Annotated in this window: 23 protein-coding genes and 1 riboswitch; of the genes, 6 read left to right on the forward strand and 17 right to left on the reverse strand. The window is 72.9% G+C overall.

Translation table 11 applies throughout. The features are described 5' to 3' along the window. Positions 1-22: 22 nt before the first annotated feature. Positions 23-1,054: a DMT family transporter gene (locus tag RND61_RS13855; protein ID WP_315878225.1), complete on the forward strand. Its 1,032-nt coding sequence runs from the start codon at positions 23-25 to the stop codon at positions 1,052-1,054. Here RND61_RS13855 and RND61_RS13860 read toward each other — a convergent pair. Continuing rightward, positions 1,045-2,379, reverse strand: coding sequence for an aminotransferase class I/II-fold pyridoxal phosphate-dependent enzyme (locus tag RND61_RS13860; protein WP_315878226.1), 1,335 nt, complete (start codon positions 2,377-2,379; stop codon positions 1,045-1,047). The two genes, RND61_RS13855 and RND61_RS13860, sit on opposite strands and share 10 nt — an antisense overlap. Before the next feature lie 35 nt (positions 2,380-2,414). Between RND61_RS13860 and RND61_RS13865 the strand changes: the two genes are divergently transcribed. Further along, complete coding sequence (locus RND61_RS13865) at positions 2,415-3,119, forward strand: pyridoxamine 5'-phosphate oxidase family protein (protein ID WP_315878227.1); 705 nt, start codon at positions 2,415-2,417, stop codon at positions 3,117-3,119. A 495-nt stretch (positions 3,120-3,614) separates the two neighbouring features. Here the strand turns inward: RND61_RS13865 and RND61_RS13870 are convergent, their stop codons facing one another. The 3 genes from RND61_RS13870 to RND61_RS13880 all read right to left on the reverse strand — a co-directional run bounded on the left by RND61_RS13870 (position 3,615) and on the right by RND61_RS13880 (position 6,148). Next, positions 3,615-4,613: an EamA family transporter gene (locus tag RND61_RS13870; protein ID WP_315878228.1), complete on the reverse strand. Its 999-nt coding sequence runs from the start codon at positions 4,611-4,613 to the stop codon at positions 3,615-3,617. Positions 4,614-4,654: 41 nt separating this feature from the next. Next, positions 4,655-5,278, reverse strand: a complete 624-nt coding sequence (locus RND61_RS13875; protein WP_315878229.1) for a Clp protease N-terminal domain-containing protein — start codon at positions 5,276-5,278, stop codon at positions 4,655-4,657. 225 nt (positions 5,279-5,503) lie between these two features. Further along, positions 5,504-6,148 (reverse strand): PadR family transcriptional regulator, encoded by a 645-nt coding sequence (locus tag RND61_RS13880; protein WP_315878230.1) that lies wholly within the window; start codon positions 6,146-6,148, stop codon positions 5,504-5,506. Positions 6,149-6,298: 150 nt separating this feature from the next. On the opposite strand from RND61_RS13880, the gene RND61_RS13885 reads away from it, so the two are divergent. After that, positions 6,299-7,108, forward strand: a complete 810-nt coding sequence (locus RND61_RS13885; protein WP_315878231.1) for a PhzF family phenazine biosynthesis protein — start codon at positions 6,299-6,301, stop codon at positions 7,106-7,108. Between the two features lie 94 nt (positions 7,109-7,202). Here the strand turns inward: RND61_RS13885 and RND61_RS13890 are convergent, their stop codons facing one another. After that, the gene (locus tag RND61_RS13890; protein ID WP_315878232.1) at positions 7,203-8,009 is read right to left on the reverse strand and encodes a CPBP family intramembrane glutamic endopeptidase; all 807 of its coding nucleotides are present in this window, start codon (positions 8,007-8,009) and stop codon (positions 7,203-7,205) included. Positions 8,010-8,101: 92 nt separating this feature from the next. Next, a complete protein-coding gene (locus RND61_RS13895; RefSeq protein WP_315878233.1) occupies positions 8,102-9,622 on the reverse strand; it encodes a glutamate-cysteine ligase family protein in 1,521 nt (506 codons plus the stop codon). Positions 9,623-10,107: 485 nt separating this feature from the next. Between RND61_RS13895 and RND61_RS13900 the strand changes: the two genes are divergently transcribed. Next, the gene (locus RND61_RS13900) at positions 10,108-10,701 is read left to right on the forward strand and encodes a hypothetical protein (RefSeq protein WP_315878234.1); all 594 of its coding nucleotides are present in this window, start codon (positions 10,108-10,110) and stop codon (positions 10,699-10,701) included. Positions 10,702-11,013: 312 nt separating this feature from the next. Next, positions 11,014-11,220 carry a DUF5999 family protein gene (locus RND61_RS13905; RefSeq protein ID WP_315878235.1) on the forward strand — a complete coding sequence of 69 codons (207 nt, stop codon included), beginning with the start codon at positions 11,014-11,016 and terminating at the stop codon, positions 11,218-11,220. A 121-nt stretch (positions 11,221-11,341) separates the two neighbouring features. On the opposite strand, the gene gcvP is transcribed toward RND61_RS13905, so the two are convergent. Next, positions 11,342-14,227: an aminomethyl-transferring glycine dehydrogenase gene (gene gcvP / locus RND61_RS13910; RefSeq protein ID WP_315878236.1), complete on the reverse strand. Its 2,886-nt coding sequence runs from the start codon at positions 14,225-14,227 to the stop codon at positions 11,342-11,344. 182 nt (positions 14,228-14,409) lie between these two features. After that, positions 14,410-14,508: riboswitch (glycine riboswitch) on the reverse strand. Positions 14,509-14,651: 143 nt separating this feature from the next. Between gcvP and RND61_RS13915 the strand changes: the two genes are divergently transcribed. Then, positions 14,652-14,987: a PRC-barrel domain-containing protein gene (locus tag RND61_RS13915; RefSeq protein ID WP_315878247.1), complete on the forward strand. Its 336-nt coding sequence runs from the start codon at positions 14,652-14,654 to the stop codon at positions 14,985-14,987. Here RND61_RS13915 and RND61_RS13920 read toward each other — a convergent pair. The 10 genes from RND61_RS13920 to RND61_RS13965 form a co-directional block, all read right to left on the reverse strand. Beyond that, the gene (locus RND61_RS13920) at positions 14,915-16,396 is read right to left on the reverse strand and encodes a DNA polymerase IV (RefSeq protein WP_315878237.1); all 1,482 of its coding nucleotides are present in this window, start codon (positions 16,394-16,396) and stop codon (positions 14,915-14,917) included. The two genes, RND61_RS13915 and RND61_RS13920, sit on opposite strands and share 73 nt — an antisense overlap. A gap of 65 nt (positions 16,397-16,461) precedes the next feature. Continuing rightward, positions 16,462-17,055 (reverse strand): MerR family transcriptional regulator, encoded by a 594-nt coding sequence (locus RND61_RS13925; RefSeq protein ID WP_315878238.1) that lies wholly within the window; start codon positions 17,053-17,055, stop codon positions 16,462-16,464. Between the two features lie 241 nt (positions 17,056-17,296). Continuing rightward, on the reverse strand, positions 17,297-17,770 hold the full coding sequence (locus RND61_RS13930) for a bifunctional nuclease family protein (protein ID WP_023589746.1): 474 nt from the start codon (positions 17,768-17,770) through the stop codon (positions 17,297-17,299). 53 nt (positions 17,771-17,823) lie between these two features. Then, on the reverse strand, positions 17,824-18,573 hold the full coding sequence (gene ftsR, locus RND61_RS13935) for a transcriptional regulator FtsR (RefSeq protein WP_315878239.1): 750 nt from the start codon (positions 18,571-18,573) through the stop codon (positions 17,824-17,826). A 42-nt stretch (positions 18,574-18,615) separates the two neighbouring features. Further along, entirely contained in the window at positions 18,616-19,518 is a 903-nt protein-coding gene (locus RND61_RS13940; protein ID WP_315878248.1) for an FHA domain-containing protein, read from the reverse strand. Between the two features lie 181 nt (positions 19,519-19,699). After that, the gene (locus RND61_RS13945; RefSeq protein WP_315878240.1) at positions 19,700-20,506 is read right to left on the reverse strand and encodes a DUF881 domain-containing protein; all 807 of its coding nucleotides are present in this window, start codon (positions 20,504-20,506) and stop codon (positions 19,700-19,702) included. A 5-nt stretch (positions 20,507-20,511) separates the two neighbouring features. After that, on the reverse strand, positions 20,512-20,844 hold the full coding sequence (locus RND61_RS13950) for a small basic family protein (RefSeq protein ID WP_010469069.1): 333 nt from the start codon (positions 20,842-20,844) through the stop codon (positions 20,512-20,514). Continuing rightward, positions 20,841-21,767 carry a DUF881 domain-containing protein gene (locus RND61_RS13955; RefSeq protein ID WP_315878241.1) on the reverse strand — a complete coding sequence of 309 codons (927 nt, stop codon included), beginning with the start codon at positions 21,765-21,767 and terminating at the stop codon, positions 20,841-20,843. Before RND61_RS13955 ends, RND61_RS13950 begins: the two co-directional genes overlap by 4 nt. 109 nt (positions 21,768-21,876) lie before the next feature. Further along, positions 21,877-24,372, reverse strand: a complete 2,496-nt coding sequence (locus RND61_RS13960) for a mannose-1-phosphate guanyltransferase (RefSeq protein WP_315878242.1) — start codon at positions 24,370-24,372, stop codon at positions 21,877-21,879. 115 nt (positions 24,373-24,487) lie between these two features. Then, the gene (locus RND61_RS13965; protein ID WP_315878243.1) at positions 24,488-25,096 is read right to left on the reverse strand and encodes a CDP-alcohol phosphatidyltransferase family protein; all 609 of its coding nucleotides are present in this window, start codon (positions 25,094-25,096) and stop codon (positions 24,488-24,490) included. Between the last annotated feature and the right edge of the window lie 100 nt (positions 25,097-25,196).

Below are 25,196 nucleotides of genomic sequence, written 5' to 3' on the forward strand. Positions count from 1 at the left end.
TGTGCGGTACAGGCTGGTCACCATGAGCACAGCGACCCCGTCCCCCACCCATGCGCCCCCCTCCGCTTCCTCCGCCCCCTCCGGCACGCCCCCCGTCGCCACCCCGGCCCTCGCCGCCGCCCGCGCGCCGCGCGTCGACTGGAGGGTGCGGTTCGCGGTCCTCGCCGTCGTCTGGGGCTTCAGCTTCTTGTTGATCAAGGTGGGCACGTCGGCGTACGCCCCGTTCCAGGTGACGTTCGGACGGCTGCTGTTCGGCACGCTGGTGCTCGCCGCCGCCATGGCGGTCCGGCGGACGGGGCTGCCGCGCGGCATCCGCACATGGGCGCACCTGACGGTGGCGGCGTTCTTCCTCAACGCCCTGCCGTTCTCGCTGTTCGCCTTCGCGGAGCTGACGATCCCCTCGACCCTGGCGGGCATCTGCAACGCCACCTCGCCGCTGTGGGGCATGGCCCTGTCGCTGGTCGCCCTCTCCGAGGACCGCCCGACGCGGCGGCGGGTCGCCGGACTCGGCCTCGGTTTCCTCGGCGTCCTCACGGTGCTCGGTGCCTGGCAGGGCTTCTCCGGCGTGGACGCCGCAGGGACCTCCATGGCGCTGCTCGCCTCGCTGAGCTACCCGATCGGCTGGATCTACGTGCGCCGCACGCTGGCCGGCCGCAGCGAGTCGCACCTCTCCCTGACGGGCGCGCAACTGATGCTCGCGACGGCGCAACTGGCCGTGGTGACACCGTTGTTCACCAGTTGGCCGAAGGCGTTCCCGCTGGCCCCGCTGGTGGCGGTGGTCGCGCTCGGCGCGCTGGGCACGGGCTTCGCGATGCTCGTCCAGTACGGGATCGTCTCCGAGGTCGGCCCGACGACGGGTCAGATGGTCACGTACTTCATCCCCGTCATCGCCACGGCCGCCGGGGTGACGCTGCTGGACGAGCGGCTCACCTGGAACACCCCGGTCGGCGCGCTCGTCGTGCTGGCGGGCGCGGCCCTCACGCAGAGCCGCGCCGGCACCGCGCCCCGCGTCCCCCGTCCGGAGGGGCGCGGGAGGCGGCGGGCTCAGCGGTAGGAGCGCACCGGCACCGGGCCCGTCGCCGCCGCCACGGCCGCGGCGAGGGCCTCGATGTCGGCGCCCGTCAGTTCGGACACGGTCAGCCGGACGCCGGGGGGCGACGCCAGCCGGAACCGCGCGCCCGGCGCGACCGCCCACCCGGCCTGCAACATCCGCGCCACCACGCCGGTCTCGTCGGCCACCGGCACCCAGACGTTCATCCCGCTGCGCCCGTGCGCCTCGACGCCGCGCTCGCCCAGCGCCCCGATCAGGGCGTCGCGCCGCTGCCCGTACGAGCGGGCCACGGCCTCCCGGTCGACGGCGCCGGTCTCCCAGAGGTGGACGACGGCGCGCTGGAGGAGCCGGCTCACCCAGCCGGGGCCGAGCCGCTGCCGGCCGAGGACCCGGTCGACGGTGACCTCGTCGCCGGTGAACGTGGCGACCCGGACGTCCGGCCCGTACGCCTTGGCGACCGACCGGACGAACGCCCACCGGTCGGTGACCCCGCCCAGCGGGTGGAGCGGCACGTCGACGAAGCCGTGCCCGTGGTCGTCCTCGACGAGCAGCACGTCCCGGTGCCGGCCCAGTACCTCCCGCAGTCGCACGGCCCGTTCGGCGCCCACCGCGGCACCGGTCGGGTTCTGCGCCCGGTCGGTCACGACGAGCGCCCGCGCCCCGTCGTCGCGCAGCGCCCGCTCGACGTCGCCCGGCAGCGGCCCGTCGTCGTCGACCCCGACGGGGACGACCCGCAGCCCCAGCGCCGGTACGAGGTCGAACACGCTGCCCCACCCGGGGTCCTCGACCGCCACCGCGTCGCCGGGCCGCAGGTGCGCGGCGAGGACGCGTTCGATGACGTCCAGCGCGCCGCTGGCCACGCCCACGGGCCCGGCCGGCACCCCGTCGGCGTCCAGCGCGGCGCGCGCGAGCCGGGCGAAGTCCTCGTCCACCGGCGGCTCCCCGTACATCACGTGCCGCGCGTCGTCGTGGCGCGCGGCGGCGGCCAGCGCCGGGCCGAGCGACGGCAGGAGGGCCGCGTCAGGGTTGCCCTTGCCCACGTTCCGCACGCCTTCGGGGGCCTCGATCCGGACGGCGTCCCGCACGGTGGTGGCCGGGCGGGGCCGCACCCGGCTCCCCCGGCGGCCGGCGGTCTCGATGACGCCCCGCTCGCGCAGGGTTCGGTACGCGGCCGCGACGGTGTTCGGATTGACCCCCAGCTCCACCGCCAACTCGCGCATCGGCGGCAGCAGTTGCCCAGGCTGAAGATCACCTGCGCCGACCGCGCGCTCCACACTGGTCGCGATCTCAGATGCGCGACGCCCACTGATCCGATAATCTCCTAGCACAAAGAAGATTATGCACTAGTACAATGGAGGCCGCAATGTCGGAGACCGTCACGTCCGCCGACCGGGCGCCGGAAGCCCGCGGCGCGTACGAACCGACCGACCTCACCGTCCCCACCCGCGGCCGCCCGAAGGCGTCGTACGACCGGGCACTGGTCCACGCGCTGCTCGACGAGGCGTACGTCTGCCACCTGGGCTTCGTCCGCGACGGCCGCCCCGTCGTGTTGCCGACGCTGTACGGGCGGGTCGGCGAGCGCCTGTACGTCCACGGCTCGACGGGTTCGCGGCCCCTGCGCATGGCGGACGGCGGCGCCGGAGCCGACCCCGGCCTGGCCGTGTGCCTGACCGTGACCCACATCGACGGCCTGGTCCTGGCCCGCTCGGCGTTCCACCACTCGGTCAACTACCGCTCGGTCGTGGTGCACGGCACCGCCCGCCAGGTCACGGACCCGGACGAGAAGCGGGCGGCGCTGGACGCCCTGGTCGACCACGTCGTCCCCGGCCGCTCGGCGGACTCCCGGCCCGCCAACGCCAAGGAGCTGGCCGCGACCGCCGTCCTCAGCCTCGACCTGGCGGAGGTGTCCGCGAAGGTCCGCACCGGCGGAGCCAACGACGACCCCGAGGACCTGTCGCTCCCCCACTGGGCCGGGGTGGTCCCGCTGACCACGCGGTACGGCACGGCGATCCCCAACGAGGACCTGGACCCGTCCGTCGCCCTGCCCGGCTACCTCGCCGCACTCTGAGGAGGCCGCCCACCGCGCTCGACCACCCGCGGGACGCGGCGCAGGCGGTGGAGGGCCCGGTGAGGAAGGGGGCACCACCCGACCGACGGCATCACCTGACGAGCGGCACCACCCGACCAGCGGCTCGGCCCGGACGGGGGCTCGGTCCGACCGGCGGCTCGGCCCGGACGGGGGCTCGGCCCGGACGGGGGCTCGGCCCGGACTGCGGCTCACCTAGACGGGAGGTGGTCCGGCCCGGCAGACGGCTCGGCCCGGACAGGGGGGCGGTCCGGCCCGACAGAGGGGCCGGCGAGGCAGGCGGCCGGTAAGGCGCCACTCGGATGGCTCCCGAGCGGGCCGCGGAGGCCGCGGGCCGGAAGCGACCGGAAGCGACCGGCCTACGGGCACGTCCACGCAAGCGCGGCCAGAGCCCGGGACCCGGCGGACAGGACGCGGTGGCACGCGGTGGCGCCCGCCCGCCAGACCCGCCGCGGGCACGCGGGCCGCGCGGGTTCCCTACGTGGCGGTCCGGGTGGCGGCGTCCCGGTCGGCGGGCGCGGGCCCGCCGTCCGCCGCGGGATCGGAGCCCGCGACGGGGCCCGAGGCGGCCTTGGGCGTGGACGACTGGGCGATGAGGGCGCCCACGAGGACGAGCGCGCCGCCCGCGATCTGCGGCGCCGACAGGTGTTCGCCGAGCAGCACCCACGCGAGGACGGTCGCGATGACCGCCTCCAGGCAGGCCACGACCCCGGCGACCTGCGGGGAGAGGCGGCGTACGGAGACGACCCCGGTGACGTACGCGAACACGGTCGCGACGAGCACGATCCAGCCGAGCAGCAGCCAGGCGGGCGCGGCCGTGCCACCCAGGTCGGCGGAGCCGGCGAGGACGCCCCAGTCCATGCCCCAGGGGCGGGCCACGGCGGTGAGGACGGCGGCGCCGACGAGCAGTCCGTACGCGATGACGCCGAGCGGGTCGACGGGCCGGGCCTCGTCGCCGCCCTGGTCGGACAGGACGAAGTAGCCGACCTGGCAGCAGGCGGCGCCGAGCGCGAGGGCGAGTCCGAGCACGTCGAAGCCGAGGCCGGACCACACCTCGACGACGCAGGCGAGGCCGGTGACGGCGAGGACGACGCCGAGGGCGGCGGCCCGGGTCACCGGGCGGCGCTGCACGTATCGGACCCAGCCGAGGACGAGCGCCGGGGCGAGGTACTCGATGAGCAGGGCGACGCCGACGGGGATGCGGGAGAGGGCGGCGAAGTAGAACGCCTGGACGCCCGCGACGGCGAGGAGGCCGAAGCCCGCGAGGAGGGCCGGTTCGCGGCGCAGCAGGTCGCGGTGGCGCCAGGCGACGGGCAGCATGACGAGCGCGGCGCCCGTCACCCGTAGCCACACCACGTGCAGCGGGTCGAGCCCCGCCTCGATGAGCGGCTTGGCCGCGACACCTGATCCGCCGAATGCGAACGCCGAGGCCAGGGCCAGTCCCAGGCCGGCGCTTCTCACCTGAGACGCGTGCATCGCCACATGATGACAGGCCACCGTCAGGAGCGTAAAGGCGGTCACACCTGTTGAGACGGGTGCTCGATCCGATGCTGGGACGGGTGCTCGATCCGGGCGGCCAGCCGGGCCCTGTCGACACCGGCGCGGGCCAGTACCTGCACGGCGCGGCAGTCGGGGACGGCGGCGAGTCCGGCGAGCAGGTCGAGCGGGCGCGCCCGCGGCTCATCCCGTGCCCCTGCCCGGTCCAGGGCCGCCTCCAGCGCGGCGGACGCGGCGGGCGACCAGCCGGGCGGGTCGCCCGCCGCGACCGCCCGAAGCGGGGCGGGCACCAGGAACGGAGCGGGTACCGGAGGCGGGGCGGACCGTACCGGATCGGGCACGGGGGGCACGGCGCCGAAGTCCTCGACGGTGCCGCGCCAGCGCAGGCCGTAGCCGATGCTGCGCTGGACGAGGTAGGCGAGGACGCGGGCGGCCCGCGGCCCGCCGAGGGCGGCGCGGACGGCCGGGTCGGCCTCGACGAGCGCGTGGAGGAGGTGGGCGGTGTCGATCTGCCGGTCGCCGTCCCGCGCCGCCCTGCGCCGCGCGCCGGCGACGACGGCGGCCAGCTCGGCGGTGAGGCGGTCCTCCGCCCCGGCGCGCCGGCCGGGGAGCGGGGAGGGAGAACGCGAGGTGGAGCTCTGCACCCGTCCACCTCATCAGGCGGAGGCGCCCCGGGGCATCCCCGTGAGGGAGCATGTCGCGTCCCGCCCAGGGTGGGGACGGGTCCCGCCCCCTCGTTCTCAGGGAGGAGATCGGGAAAGCCGCTCCCCGAGGGGCGCGCCGCCTTGATCGGCGCCCGGCGGGCGGGCACGGCCCGCGGGGCGCACGCGCCGGGGGACGCGCGGCCCGGCGCCCCCGGCGGGGCGGGCTCAGTCCTCGTCGGCCAGGATGAGGTAGAGCTTCTTGCGGGCGTCGTTGATGACGCCGAGGGCCTTCTGCCGCTGTTCGGCCGAGCCCGTCTTCCACACCTGACCGAATGCCTCCAGCAGCCCGAAGCCGGCCTGCCGGATCTCGTTCATGGCCTCCCAGTCGATGCCCTTGCCGGCCTCCTCCCAGGGGGCCTCGGGGGCGGACTCCGCCTCCTCCCGCCCGCTGTCGGTGAGCGCGAAGAGCTTCTTGCCGCCCTCACTGCGGCTCTCGATCAGCCCCTCGTCCTCCAGCAGTTGGAGGGTCGGGTAGACGGAGCCGGGGCTCGGCTTCCAGGCGCCCCCGCTGCGCTCGGCGATCTCCCGGATCATCTCGTAGCCGTGCATGGGGCGGTCCTTGAGGAGCGCCAGGATCGAGGCGCGGACGTCACCGCGTCGTGCCCTGCCGCGGCCGCCGCCGCGCCCCCGCCCGCCGAACGGTCCGCCGAAACCGGGGCCGCCACCGAAACCGGGGCCGCCGAAGCCCGGCCCGAAGGGGCCGAACGCGGCACGCCGCTCCTCGAACTCCCCGCGACCGTGGCCGTGCCGCCCGGGACCGCAGTGCCCGTGTCCCCGTCCGTGCTCATGCTCGTGATCATGTGAACGCATGACCGCACTCCTTCTATCGTTGATCTGTCGCGATGCTTCAACGATATATCGAAAGAAGTCGTTCGGCAACGGCAGTGAGCGGGTTTTCCGGTCCAGCCTCCGCACATTGGCCTTGGCCCGCGGCTTCAGCGGCCCTCTACGGTCGTCTTCATGCGGATACGTATCGTCGACGCCTTCACCGACCGCCCCTTCTCCGGCAACCCGGCGGGCGTCCTGCTCCTCGACGCCTTCCCCGACGACCCCTGGCTCCAGAAGGTCGCCGCGGAGGTCAACCTCTCCGAGACCGCCTTCGCGCACCCCCTCCCGCCCGGCGGCGGGGCCGACTGGGCGCTGCGCTGGTTCACCCCCATCACCGAGGTCGACATGTGCGGGCACGCCACACTGGCCACCGCCCACGTGCTGCGCGCCACCGGCCGGGCCACGGGCACCGTGCGCTTCGCCGCGCGCTGCGGCGTCCTCACCACGACCGCCGCCGGGGACGGCACGATCACGATGGACTTCCCCACCTCCCCGCTCACCCCGGTCGACCCGCCGGAGGGTCTCGCCGACGCGCTCGGCGCGGAGGTCGTCTCGGTCCACGACACGGCCGCCCACATCGGGGACCTCCTGGTCGAGCTGCGGGACGAGAAGGCCGTACGCGCCCTGACACCGGACCTCCCGGCGCTGGCCGGGCTGTCCGAGCGGGGCGTCATCGCCACCGCGGCGGCCGAGGACCCGGGGCGCGGCCACGACTTCGTCTCACGCTGCTTCTTCCCGCGCGTGGGCATCGACGAGGACCCGGTCACGGGCAGCGCGCACACGGCGCTGGCCCCGTTCTGGTCGGCCCGCCTCGGCCGCGCCGAGCTGACCGGGCTGCAGGGCGGCGCCCGTACCGGGATCGTGCGCACCGCGCTGCGCGGCGAGCGGACCCTGCTGACCGGTCAGGCGGTCACCGTCATCGAGGGCGACCTGCGCGTTTGAGGGCCGCCGGGGCCGCGCGGCGCCCGCCCCCGCGCGCCCCGCCCGCGCGACGGGGCCCACGGCGCGGCCCACACGGTGCGGGCCCCGCCCGGGGTCACGCCGTGGGCAGCCACCCCACCCTGCCGGCGAGCAGCGCGTACCCGACGAAGGCCACGATGTCGAGCAGCGCGTGCGCCACGACCAGCGGCCCGACCCGCCCCCACCGCCGGTACAGCAGGACGAAGACGACGCCCATGACCAGGTTGCCGATGAACCCGCCGACGCCCTGGTACAGGTGGTACGAGCCGCGCAGCACCGAACTGGCCGCGAGCGCCGCTATCGGCGACCAGCCCAGTTGCCCGAGCCTGCGCAGCAGGTAGCCGACGACGATGACCTCCTCCACGACGGAGTTCTGGATCGCCGACAGGATCAGCACCGGGTACTTCCACCACTCCCCCGGCAGCGCCTCGGGCACCACCGTGAGGTTCATCCCGACCGCCCGCGCCACCAGGTAGAACGCCAGCCCGGCGCTGCCGATCGCCGCCGCGACGAGCGCCCCGCGCCCGAGGTCGGGCCAGGGCCTGCGGCGGTCGAAGCCGATCGCGCGCAGCCCGGCGCCCTCGCGCAGCAGCAGGTGCGCGACGAGGACGACCGGCACGAGCGCGGTGGTGAGGGAGAACAGCTGCCAGGCCAGGTCGAGCCACGGCCGGCCCGGCGCGTACGAGCCGTTGAGCGTGGCCGCCTGGTCCTTCAGACCGCCCGGTCTCGTGAGCGAGCCGACGAAGCTGATCAGTGAGGAGACCGCGCTCGCGCCGAGCGACAGGGCCAGCACGATCAGCGTCTCGGACCGCAGGGTCCTGCGCGGCTCGCCCGCCGACGGCGTCACGACCGCACCGGCCGTCCGTCCCGCACCTGTCCGCACGCGCGCCTCCCTCCGTGGATCTCGCGCCGTCCAGCTTGCCCGACGGCCGCGCGGGGCGCGCGAACGGGTCCCCGTGGAGGCCCCGCGCGCCCTCAGCGGGTGCGCTGCGGGTACGGCCCCGGCAGGGGCACGGGCCAGGTGTGGACCGGCTGGCCGATCAGCGCCAGCTCGCGGTAGCGGCGCGCGGTGGCGGCCAGCGCCGCCTCCCGGTCGAGGCCGGCCTCCTGGGCCCGGTGAAACGTTTCCACCTGCCACGAGGCACCGTTGAAGCGCCGACGGCAACGCTCCTCGATGATGCCGAGGCAGCGGTCGCGGTCGGCGGGCTCGATGCCCCACGCGTCCAGCCCGGCCGCGGCGAGCGGCAGCAGCTCGTCCCGTACGAGCTTCACCGCGGGTACGGCGGTCACGCCGCCGCGCCCGGGACGGGGCCAGCGCAGTTCGGCGTCGATGCCGTACCGGCAGGCGGCGTCGAAGTTGTCGGACGCGTCCGCGAAGGACATCCGCTTCCACACCGGCCGGGGGTCCTCGGCGAGGGCGCGCACGAGACCGTAGTAGAAGGCGGCGTTGGCGACGACGTCGTCGACGGTGGGCCCGGCGGGCAGGACGCGGTTCTCGACGCGCAGGTGCGGGACGCCGTCCACCACGCCGTACACGGGCCGGTTCCAGCGGTACACGGTGCCGTTGTGCAGGACGAGTTCCCGCAGGGACGGCACGCCGCCGCCGTCGAGGACGCGCAGCGGCTCCTCGTCGTCGCAGAGCGGCAGCAGCGCGGGGAAGTAGCGGAGGTTCTCCTCGAACAGCTCGTACGCGGAGTCCACCCACCGCTCGCCGAACCAGGTGCGCGGGCGCACCCCTTGGGCCTGGAGCTCGGGCGGGCGGGTGTCCGTGGCCTGCTGGAACAGCGGCGGCCGGGTCTCGCGCCACAGCTCGCGGCCGAAGAGGAACGGCGAGTTGGCGCCGGTCGCGATCTGCACGGCGGCGACCGCCTGGGCGGCGTTCCACACGTCGGCGAAGCGCCCCGGGGTGACCTGGAGGTGGAGCTGTACGGAGGTGCAGGCGGCCTCCGGGGTGATGGAGGCGGCCGTGCAGCCGAGCCGCTCCACGCCGTCGATCTCCAGCGCGAAGTCCTCGCCGCGGGCGGCGACGATCTGGTCGTTGAGCAGCATGTAGCGGTCGACGTCCGAGATGTTGACGAGGTCCACGTCGTGGCGGGTGAGCGTGGGCAGGATGCCGACCATCACGACGCCGGCGCCCAGCTCCTCCGCCTTGCGGTGGGCGTATCCGAGGCCCGTGCGCAGTTCCTCGGCGAGCTGGGAGAAAACGTGCCCGGCGAGCCGGTGGGGGGCGACGTTCACTTCCAGATTGAACATTCCGAGTTCGGTCTGGAAATCCCGACTGGCGATGCGCTCCAGCACCTGCGCGTTCATCATCCGGGGGAGCCCGTCGGAACCCACGAGATTCAGCTCGATCTCCAGCCCCATCAGATTCCTGGGGCGGTCGAACCGCTTCTCCGCCAACAGCCTCTCCAGCGCCTCCAGGCAGTCCCGGAGTTTCCTGCGGTACCTCTGCCGATCGGCCAGGTCGAACCCGGCTGCCACGACCTTCTCCCCCATCGAAGCGTCCCTCCTCGAGTGGCGGCACGCGGCCTCGCCGCTCGGTCAGGGACGATGATGCCCCGCCCGGCCGATCCGTAACGCCCCCGCGGCGAGGGCTTTGCCACTAGGCTGGCACGAACGGCCTCCCGGCACATTCCGGAGGCATGGCGCGGCTAGCAGATCTCACCGGGCGACGTGATGGAAAAAGCCGACGAGATTCAGCCGTCCACGCGGTGGACGACATTGCAGGCAGCAGCTTCGGACCCCTGGATATTTCAGCGGAAATTGCCACGTATACAAGGCGCGTTGCGACCTTGACGGGGTTATCGGGAGCGGTTAGCGGAAACATGGCGTGAACATTTGTCGTATAAACTCCGCCCACGAGGCTGAGACTCCGGCGCCCGGCATGGCGCCCCGGCGCCCCATGGCCCCGTCGCTGACAGCGCCGTCCGCACCCACGCACGCTCCACCCCTCCTGTCTCTTGAGTGAGAGGCGACCCACCATGCCGCTCCACGTCTCCCAGGTACCCACGCCTGCCCTGCACAGCGTCCTCGCGGCCCTCGGCTCCCCCGCCCTGCGCGAGGCCAGCACTCCCGCACTGCGCTCCGCACAGGGACCGCTCAGTGCGGAACTGCCGCTCCCCGTTCACGTCCTCGGCGTCACCGCGGCGGCGGGCGGGCCGGCGGGCGCACCCGCCACCCGGCTCGCGGGGTGGCGGTTCCTGATCCGCGGCGGGGAGGTGACCCTGGCGGCCGCGGACACCCTGCGCACGGCGGGCGGCTGGACCTTCTCGCACTTCTTCGAAGGCCCCTACCTCACCTCCACGGAACGGGCGCTGCGTCAGGCCGAGTTGTCCGGGGCTCCCTGGCAGCCGCGCCTGCTGTCGGTGCCCGAGCTGTACATGCTGACGCTGTGGCTGCACGGCGACCCGGACGCCGACCCCGCCGACGGCGCGCCCGACCCGGCTGACGTGTTGATCCCGCTGGCCCCCGCGCCGCCCGGGATCGCCGCACACCGCCCGCACCGCGTCGCGGACCTGCTGCCGCGGCTCGCCGTACGTCTCGCGCCGCCGCCGCTGCTCGGCTCGTCGGCCTGACGCGACGTCACACACCGCACGGCCCGGTGCTCCGCGCCCGAGGGGGCGCGGAGCACCGTCGCGCACGCCCCCTGACCCGACCGGACTAGTCCGCTGCGGCCCTCAGAACCACCCGAAGGGACAGGGGGGTTGCGCCGAACCATCCGCACGGGTGATACGTCCTTCACCAGTAGGAAGCGCTGCCGTGAAATCCCTGCGGAAACGGAGCCGTGGGGCAACACTGGAAACGGACCGACCGGAAGACGGGGGGCGGCCATGAACACCGCATCGAGCCGCAGAGCAGACTCCACACCGCAGCGAAAGAACCCAGCCATGTGCCAGCACCAGCCACCCTGCCCGACCGCAGACTCCGCCGACCGGGAGGCCGCCCGCATCGTGGCGCACCACCCGGAGCAGGGCTGGAGCCTGCTGTGCAACGGCGTCCTGCTCTTCGAGGACACGGGTGAGCTGCTGCCCAACGGGCAGATCATCGCACCGCACCGGCCCCTGACCGCGGCGCGGATCGCGAGAGCCGCCTAGCCAGGACGACCGCGTCCGTACGGCTGTACGTCCGTACGGAGCACGGTACGCCGGCGTGGGGCCGGTGCGGAGGCGATCGCCTCCGCACCGGCCCCGACGCCTACCGCGTCCGCCGCCCGCCTCAGGCGTCGTACTCGTCGAGCGGCGGGCAGGAGCAGACCAGGTTGCGGTCGCCGAAGGCGCCGTCGATCCGGCGCACCGGCGGCCAGTACTTGTCCGCGGCCGAGACGCCGGCCGGGAAGACGGCCTCCTCGCGGCTGTAGGCGTGGTCCCACTCGCCGCCGAGCGCGGCCGCCGTGTGCGGGGCGTTGCGCAGCGGGTTGTCGTCGGCCGGCCAGACACCCGACGCGACCTTCTCGATCTCGCCGCGGATCGCGATCATCGTGTCGCAGAACCGGTCGAGCTCCGCCAGGTCCTCGCTCTCGGTCGGCTCGATCATCAGCGTGCCGGCGACCGGGAAGGACATGGTCGGCGCGTGGAATCCGTAGTCGATCAGGCGCTTGGCGATGTCGTCGACGCTGACGCCGGTCTCCTTCGACAGCGGCCGCAGGTCGATGATGCACTCGTGCGCGACCAGGCCGCCCGGGCCGGTGTACAGGACCGGGAAGTGCGGCTCCAGGCGCTTGGCGATGTAGTTCGCCGCGAGGACGGCGACCTGCGTGGCGCGCTTGAGGCCCTCGCCGCCCATGAGCCGTACGTACGCCCAGGAGATCGGCAGGATGCCGGCCGAGCCCCACGGCGCCGCCGAGATCGGGCCGACGCCGGTCTCCGGGCCGGCGGCCGGCTGGAGCGGGTGGTTGGGCAGGTACGGGGCGAGGTGGGAGCGGACCGCGACCGGGCCGACACCGGGGCCGCCGCCGCCGTGCGGGATGCAGAACGTCTTGTGCAGGTTCAGGTGCGACACGTCGCCGCCGAACTCGCCGGGCTTCGCCAGGCCGACGAGCGCGTTGAGGTTGGCACCGTCGACGTACACCTGGCCGCCGGCCTCGTGGACCTGGGCGCAGATGTCGGCGACGTGCTCCTCGAAGACGCCGTGCGTCGACGGGTACGTGATCATCAGCACGGCGAGCTCGTCGCGGTACTGCTCGATCTTGGCGCGCAGGTCCGCGACGTCGATCTCGCCGTCGTCGGCGGTCTTGACGACGACGACCCTCATGCCGGCCATGACGGCGGACGCGGCGTTGGTGCCGTGCGCGGAGGACGGGATGAGGCAGACCGTGCGCTGCGCGTCGCCGTTGGCGCGGTGGTAGGCGCGGACGGCGAGGAGGCCCGCGAGCTCGCCCTGCGAACCGGCGTTGGGCTGGATCGACACCTTGTCGTAGCCGGTGACCTCGGCGAGGCGGTCCTCCAGCTCGTGGATGAGGCTGAGGTAGCCCTCGGCCTGCTCCGCCGGGGCGAAGGGGTGCATCTGGCCGAACTCGGGCCAGGTGACCGGCTCCATCTCGGTGGTCGCGTTCAGCTTCATCGTGCAGGAGCCGAGCGGGATCATGCCGCGGTCCAGCGCGTAGTCGCGGTCGGCGAGCCTGCGCAGGTAGCGCAGCATCGCGGTCTCGGAGCGGTGCGCGTGGAAGACCGGGTGGGTGAGGTACGCGTCGGTGCGCAGCAGCGCCTCGGGCAGCGCGTCGGCGGTCTCGGCGTCCAGGGCCTCGATGTCGCCGCTCACGCCGAAGGCGGCCCACACGGTGGAGATCCGATCGCGGCCGGTGGTCTCGTCGCAGGCGACCGAGACGTGGTCGGCGTCGACGAGGCGGATGTTGACGCCGCCCTCGCGGGCCGCGGCGACGACCTCGGCGGCCTTGCCGGGCACGCGCGCGGTGACGGTGTCGAAGAAGCCGCCGTGGACCACCTCGACGCCGCCGGCGCGCAGGCCGGCCGCGAGGATCGCCGCGTACCGGTGGGTGCGCCGGGCGATCTCCTTCAGGCCGTCGGGGCCGTGGTAGACCGCGTACATGCCGGCCATGACGGCGAGGAGCACCTGGGCGGTGCAGATGTTGCTGGTGGCCTTCTCGCGGCGGATGTGCTGCTCGCGGGTCTGGAGCGCGAGGCGGTACGCCCTGTTCCCGTCGGCGTCGACGGAGACGCCGACGAGGCGGCCGGGCAGGCTGCGGGCGAACGTGTCGCGGACGGCCATGTAGCCGGCGTGCGGTCCGCCGAAGCCCATCGGGACGCCGAACCGCTGGGTGGTGCCGACGGCGATGTCCGCGCCCAGCTCACCGGGCGAGGCCAGCAGGGTCAGCGCCAGCAGGTCGGCGGCGACGGTGACGACGGCGCCCAGCTCGTGGGCGGCGTCGATCAGTGGCTTGATGTCGCGGACGGCACCGGAGGCTCCCGGGTACTGGATCAGGACGCCGAAGACGCCGCGCTCGGCCGCCTCGGCGGGGATGCCGTCGCTCAGGTCGGCGACGACGACCTCGACGCCGGTCGGCTCGGCGCGGGTCTCGATGACGGCGATCGTCTGCGGCAGGGCGTCGGCGTCGACCAGGAAGACGCCGTTCTTGACCTTGCCGACGCGCCGGGCCAGGGACATGGCCTCCGCGGCGGCGGTGCCCTCGTCGAGGAGGGACGCGCCGGAGGTGGGCAGACCGGTCAGGTCGGCGACCATGGTCTGGAAGTTGAGCAACGCCTCCAGGCGGCCCTGCGAGATCTCCGGCTGGTACGGCGTGTACGCCGTGTACCAGGCCGGGTTCTCCATGACGTTGCGGAGGATGACCGGCGGCGTGAACGTGCCGTAGTAGCCGAGGCCGATCATCGGGGCCAGGACCTGGTTGCGGTCCGCCAGGGAACGCAGTTCGGCGAGGACCTCGGCCTCGGTGCGGGCCTCGGGCAGACCGAGCGCCTCGGCGCTCTTGATCGCGTCCGGCACCGCGGCCGCCGTGAGCTCGTCGAGCGAGCCGTAGCCGACCTGCGCGAGCATCTTGGCGCGCGCCCCGGAGTCGGGGCCGATGTGGCGCTGCTCGAAGGGGGTGCCCCGCTCAAGCTGGGAGAGCGGAATGCGGTTGGCGGTCATGTACGGGGGCCTCCTGGTCATAGCGACCTGCGAGGGGCACCTCGGCGCGGGTGCCCGGACGGCCTCCCCCTCTGTCATCTCAACCTGAGAGCTTCGCCGCGCACCCCGGCGAGGGGTGGCACGGCTTTCACCGTCGGTGAGGGCGGGTGCCGTCCGACGCCCGCCCTGCTTTCCAGAGTGACCTCGTCCGTGCGGTACAGGGGCCTGAGAGATTCCGGGGAGGATTTGCTCCTTCGGCGCCTCCGGACGGTTTCTCCGGAGGACTCTCCCGCACGGGGTCAGCAGCCATGACCAGCCTACCAGCGAGGTTCCAGGCCGATCCCTCGAGTGGCCGAGGTCACCGTTGTGCCCTTTCGTAGGGGTGACGGACCCGTTGCGACCGGCTGGAGGAACTGTGCAAACCGACATCGACCCGCGCGGCCTGATGGGGCGCAAGGTGTTCGACCGCGACGGCCGCAAGGTCGGCACGGTGGACGAGGTGTACCTGGACGACGCGACGGGCGTCCCCGAATGGGCGGCCGTACGGAGGGGCCTCTTCGGGCGCGACGCGTTCGTCCCGCTGGAGCCGAGCGAGCTGGCCGACGACGGCCTGCACGTCCCGTACGAGAAGGCCCTCATCAAGGACGCCCCGGGCTTCGGGGTGGGCCGGCACCTCTCGCCGGAGCAGGAGCTGCAGCTGTACCGGCACTACGGCCTGGCCCTGCCGGCCGCGCCGTCCCCGGGCAGGCACTCCGGCACGCCGGCGGACGGGGGCGGCTGACCGCCGCCCGACACCAGCGGCAGCGGATCGCCCGGCTCCAGCTCCGGGTCGTCCGTCCGGAACGTCCGCACCCTGCCGGGCGCCGACCCCGGCTCCTCGAACCGCACGGTGACCCGGCCGAGCCCGCTGCCCTGCACCCACCCGGGCCCGTACGCGGTGTGCCGCACATCCGCCCCGGCGAGCCACCGCCGCTCCCCCGGCACCGGCTCCCCGCCGTCGACGGCACCCCCACCCGGCCCGGCGTCCGGCGGCGGCTCCTCCGGCCCGGCCGCGGCCTCCCCCGCGGACAGCGGCGGCACCCCGTCGGAGGCGCCGGGCACGGCCGGGGGCCCGTCGACCGCCGCCTGGGCGAACAGGTCCTCCTGCGTGAAGTCGGCCAGCCCGCTGACCCCGACGCCGAGCAGCCGCACCCCTCCCGTCGTGTCGACGGCGTCGAGCAGCCGGGCGGCGGCCTCCCGCACCACCACGGGGTCGTCGGTCGGGCCGCGCAGCGTCTCGGAGCGGGTCAGCGTCGAGAAGTCGTACCGCCGCACCTTCAGCACCACCGTGCGCCCCGAGCGGCCGGCGGCCCGCAGCCGGCGCACGCACCGCTCGGCGAGCCGCTCCACCTCCCACCGCACCCGCACCCGGTCGTGCAGGTCCACGTCGAAGGTGTCCTCCACGGAGATCGACTTGGCGTCCCGCTCCGCCACCACGGGCCGGTCGTCGCGGCCGAGCGCCATCGCGTACAGCGACGTCCCGTGCGCCCTGCCCAGGAGCCGTACGAGCTCGTCCTCACCGGCCTCCGCCAGGTCGGCGACCGTCGTCATCCCGGCCCGCCGCAGGTGCTCCTCGGTCGCCGGCCCGACACCGGGCAGCGTCCGCACGCCCATCGGCGCCAGCAGCGCCCGCTCCGTCCCCGGCTCGATGAGCACGAGGCCGTCCGGCTTGGCCTCCTCCGAGGCGATCTTCGCCAGCATCTTGGAGCCCGCCAGCCCCACCGAACCGGTCAGCCCCGTCACGGCGCGGATGTCCCGGCGCAGTCGCTCCCCGACCGCCCGCGCCGCCGCCCCCTCGCACGCGGCTCCCCCGGCCTCCAGGTCGACGAACGCCTCGTCCAGGCTGAGCGGCTCCACCAGCGGCGACAGCCGCCCCAGCAACTCCATGACCTGTCCGCTCACCGACCGGTAGACGGAGAAACGCGGCACCAGGTAGGCGGCGTTCGGCGCCAGCCGCCGGGCCTGCGCCATGGGCATCGCCGACCGCACCCCGAACCGCCGCGCCTCGTACGACGCCGTCGCGACGACCCCGCGCGGCCCCAGACCACCCACGATCACGGGCTTCCCCCGCAGACTGGGCTTCGCCGCCTGCTCGACGGCGGCGTAGAACGCGTCCATGTCCAGGTGCAGGATCGTCGGCGCGGCTCTCACACCACCGATGCTGCCCCACCCCACTGACAATCGCCCGCACACGCGTACGGCGGCGGGCGCGCCGCTCAGACGGCCTTGTCGCGCCTGCGGCGGGCCAGCTCGTCGGCCGGGTTCTGCCCGAGGAGGGTCTCACCGGTGTCGACCCGCTCGCCGTGCAACTGCGACAGCGCCGCCTCGACGTCCCGCCACACCACGCCGACCGCGATCCCGAAGATCCCCTGCCCACCCTGGAGCAGGTCCACGACCTCGTCCGGCGACGAGCACTCGTACACCGTCGCGCCGTCGCTCATCAGCGTCATGCGCTCCAGGTCGCGCAGTCCCTTGCCGCGCAGGTGCCGCACGGCGGCCCGGATGTTCTGCAGGGCGACACCGGTGTCCAGGAACCGCTTGACGATCTTCAGGACGACGACGTCGCGGAAGCTGTAGAGGCGCTGCGTGCCCGACCCGTACGCGGGCCGGACGCTCGGCTCGACCAGCCCCGTACGGGCCCAGTAGTCGAGCTGCCGGTACGTGATGCCGGCGGCCGCACACGCGGTGGGGCCCCGGTACCCGATGACGTCGGTCGTCGGCTCGGCCGCATCCCCGTGAAACGGATACGGCCCGCTCCCCACCGGACTCCGTCCGGGGAGACCCCCTGCCGTACCGTCGCCGCTGCTCATCACGCCGACCCTCCGTCCTTGACCTGCCACATCGACGGTAGGCAGTCCCCAGGGGTGCGTCAACGATCGCCACACTCGCCACGCCGAGTGATAATCACCCTGAGAGTGGTTTGACGTGTCCCGATTCCGGGAACCGCTACTCGAATGCGCCGAAAACGCGGCGAGCGCCCCCCGAACGCCGGGAGGACACCACCTCCGCGCGCCCGGGCGCACCGCGCTCCGGTACGCGGCGCGGTCGCGGTCACTGGTTGCCGGTGCCGAAGTCCTCGGGAGAGATCTGGTCGAGGAACTCGCGGAACTTCTCCACCTCGTCCTCCTGCTCGTCCGGGATCGCGATCCCGGCGTCGTCGAGGACGCCGTCGCTGCCGAAGATCGGCGTTCCGGTACGCAAGGCCAGCGCTATGGCGTCGGAGGGCCGGGCACTCACTTCGACACCGCTGGCGAAGACCAGCTCCGCGTAGAAGACCCCTTCGCGGAGGTCCGTGATGCGGACCTCCGTCAGCTCCTGGCCCACGGCCTCGAGCACGTCCTTGAAGAGGTCGTGGGTGAGCGGCCTGGCAGGGGTCATGCCCTGCTGGGCGAAGGCGATCGCCGTCGCCTCTCCCGGGCCGATCCAGATCGGGAGGTAGCGGTCGCCTCCCACTTCACGCAGGAGCACGATCGGCTGGTTGGACGGCATTTCCACCCGGACACCGACAACATCGAGCTCGTTCACACAGCAACCCTAGGACGTGCCGCACCGGTTTGGATAGTCGGGATCCGCCAAGGTCAGGGGAACCGGACTCCGAGGGCCGACCTGACGAGGGCCGCGTGCAGCCGGACGGACAGCGCGGCCAGCTCTTTCGCGGTGGCCTCGGCGTGCGCCCGGGTCTGCGGGTTGCGGTGCCGCCGCAGCGGCGCGACGACCTGCTCCACCAGCCCCGCCTCGCGCTCGGCGGCGGCCTTCACCGCCCGCAGGTGGCGGGGCTCCAGCCCGTACCGGCCCAGCTCGGCGACGAGCTTGGCGACCGTCACCGCCTCGGCGTCGTAACCGCCGTCCACCGCCGGGGCGACCAGTCCGTACGACTCCCACTCGGCGAGCTGCTCCTCGCTCGCCCCCGCGGCGGCGAGGAGCTCGGCGCGGCCGACCCGCGCGGCCGCGCCCCGGTCCGCGTCCGGCTCCCACGGGCTGCCGCCGTCCGGCGACTCGCCGCGCGGCCCCTGGGTGGGCAGGACGGCCTGCTCACCGCGGGCCAAGGCGTCCAGGTGCTCCCGGATGACCTTCAGCGGCAGGTAGTGGTCCCGCTGCATGCGGAGGATCAGCGCCAGCCGCTCCACGTCGCGCGGGCTGAACTTCCGGTACCCGGACGCCGTCCGCCGCGGCTCGACGAGCCCCTCCGCCTCCAGGAACCGGATCTTGGAGATGGTGACCTCGGGAAACTCCTCCCGCAGCTGGTTGAGGACCGTACCGATACTCACCAGCCGGTCACCCGCGTCGGCGGTGCCGTGACCGGCACCGCCCGTCGGTGTTCGCCGCATGGACCTTCCCTGGGGTCCCCCCGGACGGCGTCCGGGGGAGGGTCAGACGCCCCGCTGGCTCGTGTAGAAGACCAGTCGGTACTTGCCGATCTGCACCTCGTCACCGTTGGTGAGCCGGACGGCGTCGATCGGCTCACGGTTGACGTAGGTGCCGTTGAGGCTGCCGACGTCCGCGACGGTGAAGCTGCCGTCGGCCGCCCTGCGGAACTCCACGTGGCGACGGGACACGGTCACGTCGTCCAGGAAGATGTCGCTCTGGGGGTGGCGGCCCGCGGTCGTCAGATCGCCGTCGAGGAGGAAGCGGCTGCCGGAGTTCGGCCCGCGCCGCACCACGAGCAGCGCCGAACCCAGCGGCAGGGCGTCCACCGCGGCCTGCGCCTCGGGCGTCAGCGACGGCAGCGCCGTCTGGCCGGTGGCCTCGCCGTCGTACGCCTCGAGCCCCGAGATGGAGATCGTCGACGTCGTCTCCGACGCGCGCTCCACCGGGACCCCGCCCCGCAGCGGCGCCCCGCAGTTGGAGCAGAACCGACTCGCCTCGGCATTGCGGTGTCCGCACCGCGTACACACCGGCATGGACCCATCCTCCTGCCGCGGCTCGGCCGCGTGGACGCTGGTCGCGTACGGATCGGAACCTATGCGGCCGGGACCGGCAGGGTCAACAGAAGACGCGCCCTGTCCGCCCGTAATGTCACCACCCGGACCAGCGACCTCGTCGCGGAAGAGGGGGCGCCCGGCGTCCCGCTCCTCCTCGCTCCGACCGTGCCGCGACGCGCGATGCCTGGCGTTGCCGCCGTCCTCGCGTGCGCTCTTGCCGAACAACTTCGCAAACAACTTCACGGGCGATTCCCCTTGAACGAAACAGACCCGCCCGTGGGGCAGGACGAACCCTGATTGAACACACCTGCCGACCCGGACACCTTCACAACGTCCGTATCCTCCGGACAGTTTCCACCACGCACCACGCTCTTGGTACGGCGACCCCCCGCAACCTCCCGGCCCGGGCGGCCGATCCTCCGACGCCTCCACGATTCCCCGGTCACGGGAGCCGCCCCCACTGCTTCGCCTCCCCTGTCCGGCCCGGCCCCTCGGGCATTACCCCACCACGAGGCCCCCATGCGCCTCCGCTTCACCGCGATGACGACCGAGCGTAGTCAGGCCGCTCCGCCCGTCGCAAGGCGTCAACAACGATCTTCTCCGAGCGGGTCACGGTGGCCGTGGCCTGCTCCTTCTCCAGCGACTGCACGATCCCGCCGGGAATGTTGAGCGCGGGCTCCAGATCCTGCGGCTTGCCGATGACCTGGAACCGGTACGGCGCGCTGATCTTCCGCCCGTCCACCTCGACGGCCCCGGCCTCCCCGGAGAAGTACGAGTCCGCGACGACCCGCACGCCGTTGACCTGGATGGCCTCGGCGCCGGCGGCGCGCAGCTCCTGGATCGTGTCGAGCAGCTTGTCCGGTTCGACGGCCGTGAGCGGGTCCTCGACGGTGAACGTGATGCCGGGTCCCTCGGCGGCCACCGTACCGGCCAGGACGCCCAGCTGACGCTCCCTCTCCTGGGTCTGCTGACGGGCCTCTTCGGCCTGGTCGGAGCTGTTCTCCAGCTCCCGGCGCTGCGCGTCGAGCCGGGTCTTCTCGTCCTCGAGCCGCTGACTGCGGTCGTCCAGCTCGTCCAGGATGCGGACCAGGTCCTCCTGGCGGGCGCCGCGCAGCGCGCCGTCGTCGCTGGTGGAGCGGACCTGGATGGCCAGGCCCAGTCCCAGACCGAACAGCAGCAGGGCGACGACGAGTTGCGCGCGGGTGACCCGCGGCGGCCACAGCCCGGCGACCAGCCGCTGCCGGCCGGTCATCTCCGCGGACTCCGGCCGCGCCGCCTCCGGCTGCCCCGGCTCGTGCGGGGTGCGGTCCTCGTGCGGGATGCGGTCCTCGTTGCTCATCGGCCTCACGCCCGGAACACGTGCCGCCGGATGGCGGCCGCGTTGGAGAAGATCCGGATGCCGAGGACGACCACGACCCCCGTGGACAGCTGCGCGCCGACGCCCAGCTTGTCGCCGAGGAACACGATCAGCGCGGCCACGACGACGTTCGACAGGAAGGAGACCACGAAGACCTTGTCGACGAAGATCCCGTCGAGCATGGCCCGCAACCCGCCGAAGACCGCATCGAGCGCGGCGACGACGGCGATCGGCAGGTAGGGCTCGACCACCGCCGGTACCTCGGGCCGGATCAACAGTCCGACCACGACTCCCACGACGAGGCCCAGTACGGCGATCACGATGTGCCCTTCCCAGTGTCGGCCGTGCCCTGTCCGTCGCCCGCGCCGGCTCCGGAGGTCCTCGGCTGTGCTGTACGTACGATCAGGCTCGGCGCCGCCGGCAGACGGACCCGGTCCTGGGCGGAGACGCTGCTGCGGATGCCGAAGTTCTCCTCCAGCGCGTGCAGGTAGCGGCCGTCCGCGCTGTTCTGGAACCGGGTGCCGAGCCGTTTGCCGTCCCCCACCGCGAGCACCGTGTACGGCGGCACGAGCGGTTTGTTGTCGACCAGTATGGCGTCGCCGGCCGCCCTGATCGCGGACAGGGCGGTCAGCCGCTGCCCGTTGATCGCGACGGCTTCCGCCCCGGACTGCCACAGACCGTTCACGATCCGCTGCATGTCCCGGTCGCGTACGCGGCCGGTGTCGGTGAAACCGCCGCTCTCGCGCGGCCCGCCGCCGCCCCCCTCGACGTCCTTCGCGTCGTCGACGACGAGTTTGATCCCGGGGCCAGTCACGTCGGTCGCACCGGACAGCAGCGCCACGAGGGCACCGCGATCGCCACCGTGTTCCCGGAGCGCCGCGCGCTGCCGCTCCCCGACTTCGCCGCGCAGTTTCTCGATGTCCTGTTCCAGACCGTCCACGGCGGTCGTCTCGGCCTGGATCCGGTCGATGAGCTCCTCGCGCTCCTTGGCCACGACCGGCGCGGATATCCGCGTCTGGGCGGCACCGAGCGTGACGACCGCCGCGGCGAGGACGAGCCCGGCGGCGAGGCCCAGCCTGGTCCGCAACGTACGCGGCAGGCCCCCCTCGGCGGCACGGCGGGCGGTCGCCTCCGCGTACCCGTCGTCGAGCGCGTGGTCCATCACATTGGTCAGCAGCGACATCGACGCGTCAGGACGCGGAGGCGGGGAGCCGATGCTCCGAACGGGGGGCTGCTGCGACATGCCGCACATCGTCGCATGTCGGAGCGGCTACCGCCGAATGGCCCCACCGGTGCGCCGGACGCGGTCGTACGATCGGTCCGGCGCACCGGTCAGCCGGTGGGCGAGGGGGTCAGCGCCCGGCGCTGTCCACCACGGCGGCCCACTCGTCGAGGAGCGCCTGGGCGGACTCGTCGTCGGGGCCTTCGGCCCACAGGTGGGTGACGGCCTCGGCCGGGTCGGGCAGGACGAGCACCCACCGCCCGTCCGCCTCCACCACGCGCACGCCGTCGGTGGTGTCGACGTGCCGGTCGCCGGCGGCTTCGACGACCCGCCGCATGACGAGCCCCTTGACGGCCCACGGCGTCGCGAGGTCCCGCCGCAGCACGTGGGCGCGGGGGATGCGCGCGTCGATCTGGCTGAGGGTGAGCTGGGTGCGCGCGACGAGGCCGAGGAGCCGCACGAAGGCGGCGGTCCCGTCGAAGACGCTGCTGAATTCGGGGACGATGAACCCGCCCAGCCCGTCTCCACCGAAAATGGTGGACTCCTCGCGCCCGACCCGTGTCAGGTCGTCCGGTGAGGTCGTCGTCCAGTCGACCTGGGTGCCGTGGTACGCGGCGACCTGCTCGGCGATGCGGGTGGTCGTGACCGGCAGGGCGACCCGGCCGCTGCGCCGTTCGGCCGCGACCAGGTCGAGCATGACGAGCAGCGCCCGGTCGTCCTCGATGATCCGGCCGCGTTCGTCGACGAGCGACAGCCGTTCGCCGACGGTGTCGAACCGCACGCCGAACGCGGCCCGCGCGGAGGCGACGATCTCTCCGAGCCGTACGAGGCCGGCCCGGCGGGAGTCGGCGGATTCGGTGGGCCGCGACTCGTCGAGACCGGGGTTGATCGTCAGCGAGTCGACGCCGAGCCGGCCGAGGAGGCTCGGCAGGACGAGTCCCGCGCTGCCGTTGGACGCGTCGACGACGACCTTGAGTCCGGCTTCGGCGATGCCGGTCGTGTCGACGCTGCGCAGGAGGGCGCCGGTGTACTGGTCGAAGATGCTCGACGGGAAGCTGAGGTCTCCGATCTCACCGGGGAACGCCCTGCGGTACTCCTGGCGCGCGTAGACCCGGTCGAGCTTCCGCTGTCCGGCCTGGGACAGGTCGGCGCCGCGTTCGTCGAAGAACATGATGTCGACGGAGTCCGGCACGCCGGGGGTGGTCCGGATCATGATGCCGCCGGCGCTGCCGCGCGCGGTCTGCTGGCGGGCCACGGGCAGGGGCACGTTCTCCAGGTCCCGTACGTCGATGGCGCTGGCCTGCAGGGCGGAGATCACGGCCCGCTTCAGGGCCCGGGCACCCCGGGAGTGGTCGCGGGCCGTGGTGACGGTCGCGCCCTTCTTCAGGGTGGTGGCGTAGGCGCCGGCGAGCCGGACGGCGAGTTCGGGGGTGATCTCGACGTTGAGGATGCCGGAGACGCCGCGCGCGCCGAAGAGGTGGGCCTGGCCGCGGGACTCCCAGATGACGGAGGTGTTGACGAAGGCACCGGCTTCGATCGTCTTGAAGGGGTAGACGCGGACGTTCCCCTGGACGATCGATTCTTCGCCGACGAGGCACTCGTCGCCGATGACGGCGCCGTCCTCGATGCGGGCGGCCCGCATGATGTCGGTGTTCTTGCCGATGACGCAGCCGCGCAGGTTGCTGTGCGGCCCGATGTAGACGTTGTCGTGAACAACCGCCTTGTGGAGGAAGGCGCCGCTCTTCACGACCACGTTGGATCCGATGACGGTGTGCTCGCGGATCTCTACGTCGGCTTCGACCTTGGCGTAGTCCCCGACGTAGACGGGTCCGCGCAGGACGGCGTCGGGGTGGACCTCGGCGCCTTCGGCGACCCAGACGCCGGGGGAGATCTCGAAGCCGTCGAGTTCGACGTCGACCTTGCCTTCGAGGACGTCGGCCTGGGCCTTCACGTAGCTCTCGTGGGTGCCGACGTCTTCCCAGTAGCCCTCGGCGACGTAGCCGTAGATCGGCTTGCCTTCCTTCATGAGCTGGGGGAAGACGTCGCCGGACCAGTCGACGGAGACGTCGGGCTGGACGTAGTCGAAGACCTCGGGCTCCATGACGTAGATGCCCGTGTTGACGGTGTCGGAGAAGACCTGTCCCCAGGTGGGCTTCTCGAGGAACCGTTCGACGCGGCCTTCCTCGTCGACGATGGTGATGCCGAATTCGAGGGGGTTCGGTACGCGCGTCAGGCAGACGGTGACCAGGGCGCCCTTCTCTTTGTGGAAGGCGATGAGGTCGGTCAGGTCGAAGTCGGTGAGGGCGTCCCCGGAGATGACCAGGAACGCGTCGTCCTTCAGTGCCTGTTCGGCGTTCTTGACGCTGCCGGCGGTGCCGAGTGGCTTCTCCTCGTGGGCGTAGGTGAGCTCCATTCCGAGCTCTTCGCCGTCACCGAAGTAGTTCTTGACGAGCGAGGCGAGGAACTGCACGGTTACGACGGTCTCGGTGAGTCCATGCCGTTTGAGCAGGCGCAGCACATGCTCCATGATCGGCCGGTTGGCGACCGGCAGGAGCGGCTTGGGCATGCTCGAGGTCATGGGGCGAAGTCTGGTGCCTTCGCCTCCGGCCATCACGACGGCCTTCATGTCGGAAGCGTCCTCCTTGCAGCGACGACGATCTGGCCGAATTTCCCCGTCTTTGCTGTGGCCCTCTGATAACACGCCGACGTCGGTTCTTACGTTTCGGCGCGGAAAGACAGGGTCATTCGGCTGCGGTTTCCGCCTTGACTAGTCGGCGGACTTGGATCACGTAGAGGATCCCTGCCCACCAGTAGAGACTTGTACCCCATCCTGCGAAGGCCCACCCGAAAACTTCAGCGAGTGACGCAAGCCACGTGTTGCCGTCGCTGAGCAGTAGCAACGGGAACGCGTACATGAGGTTGAACGTGGCCGCCTTGCCGAGGAAGTTCACCTGCGGCGGCGGATAGCCGTGGCGGCGGAGGATTCCCACCATCACCAACAGCATCGCCTCGCGTGCGAGAAGTACCGCGGTGAGCCAGAGCGGGAGGATGTCGCGCCAGGTCAGGCCGACGAGGGTGGAGAGGATGTAGAGGCGGTCGGCGGCCGGGTCGAGAATGCGTCCGAGGCTGCTGATCTGGTTCCAGCGTCGGGCGAGCTTGCCGTCGAGGTAGTCGCTGACGCCGCTCAGGGCGAGGACCAGGAGGGCCCAGCCGTCACTGTTGGGCCCACCGAACTCGGGGCGGAGGATGAGCCACAGGAAAAGCGGTACACCGATGAGCCGGGCCATGCTCAGGATGTTGGGGATGGTGAGGACCCGGTCGGTCTGAACGCGAGTCTCCTGAACCTCCACCCGGGGGCCTCCTGTGGGAACGTGCCAATGCTGCCCCTGACCTTACCGTCAGCGCGGGCCGGCCTGCGCAGGGGGTGGGGCGGAGTTGCCGTCTGCGGTA

The sequence above is a fragment of the Streptomyces tamarix genome (assembly GCF_032423885.1).
GTDB lineage: Bacteria > Actinomycetota > Actinomycetes > Streptomycetales > Streptomycetaceae > Streptomyces > Streptomyces tamarix.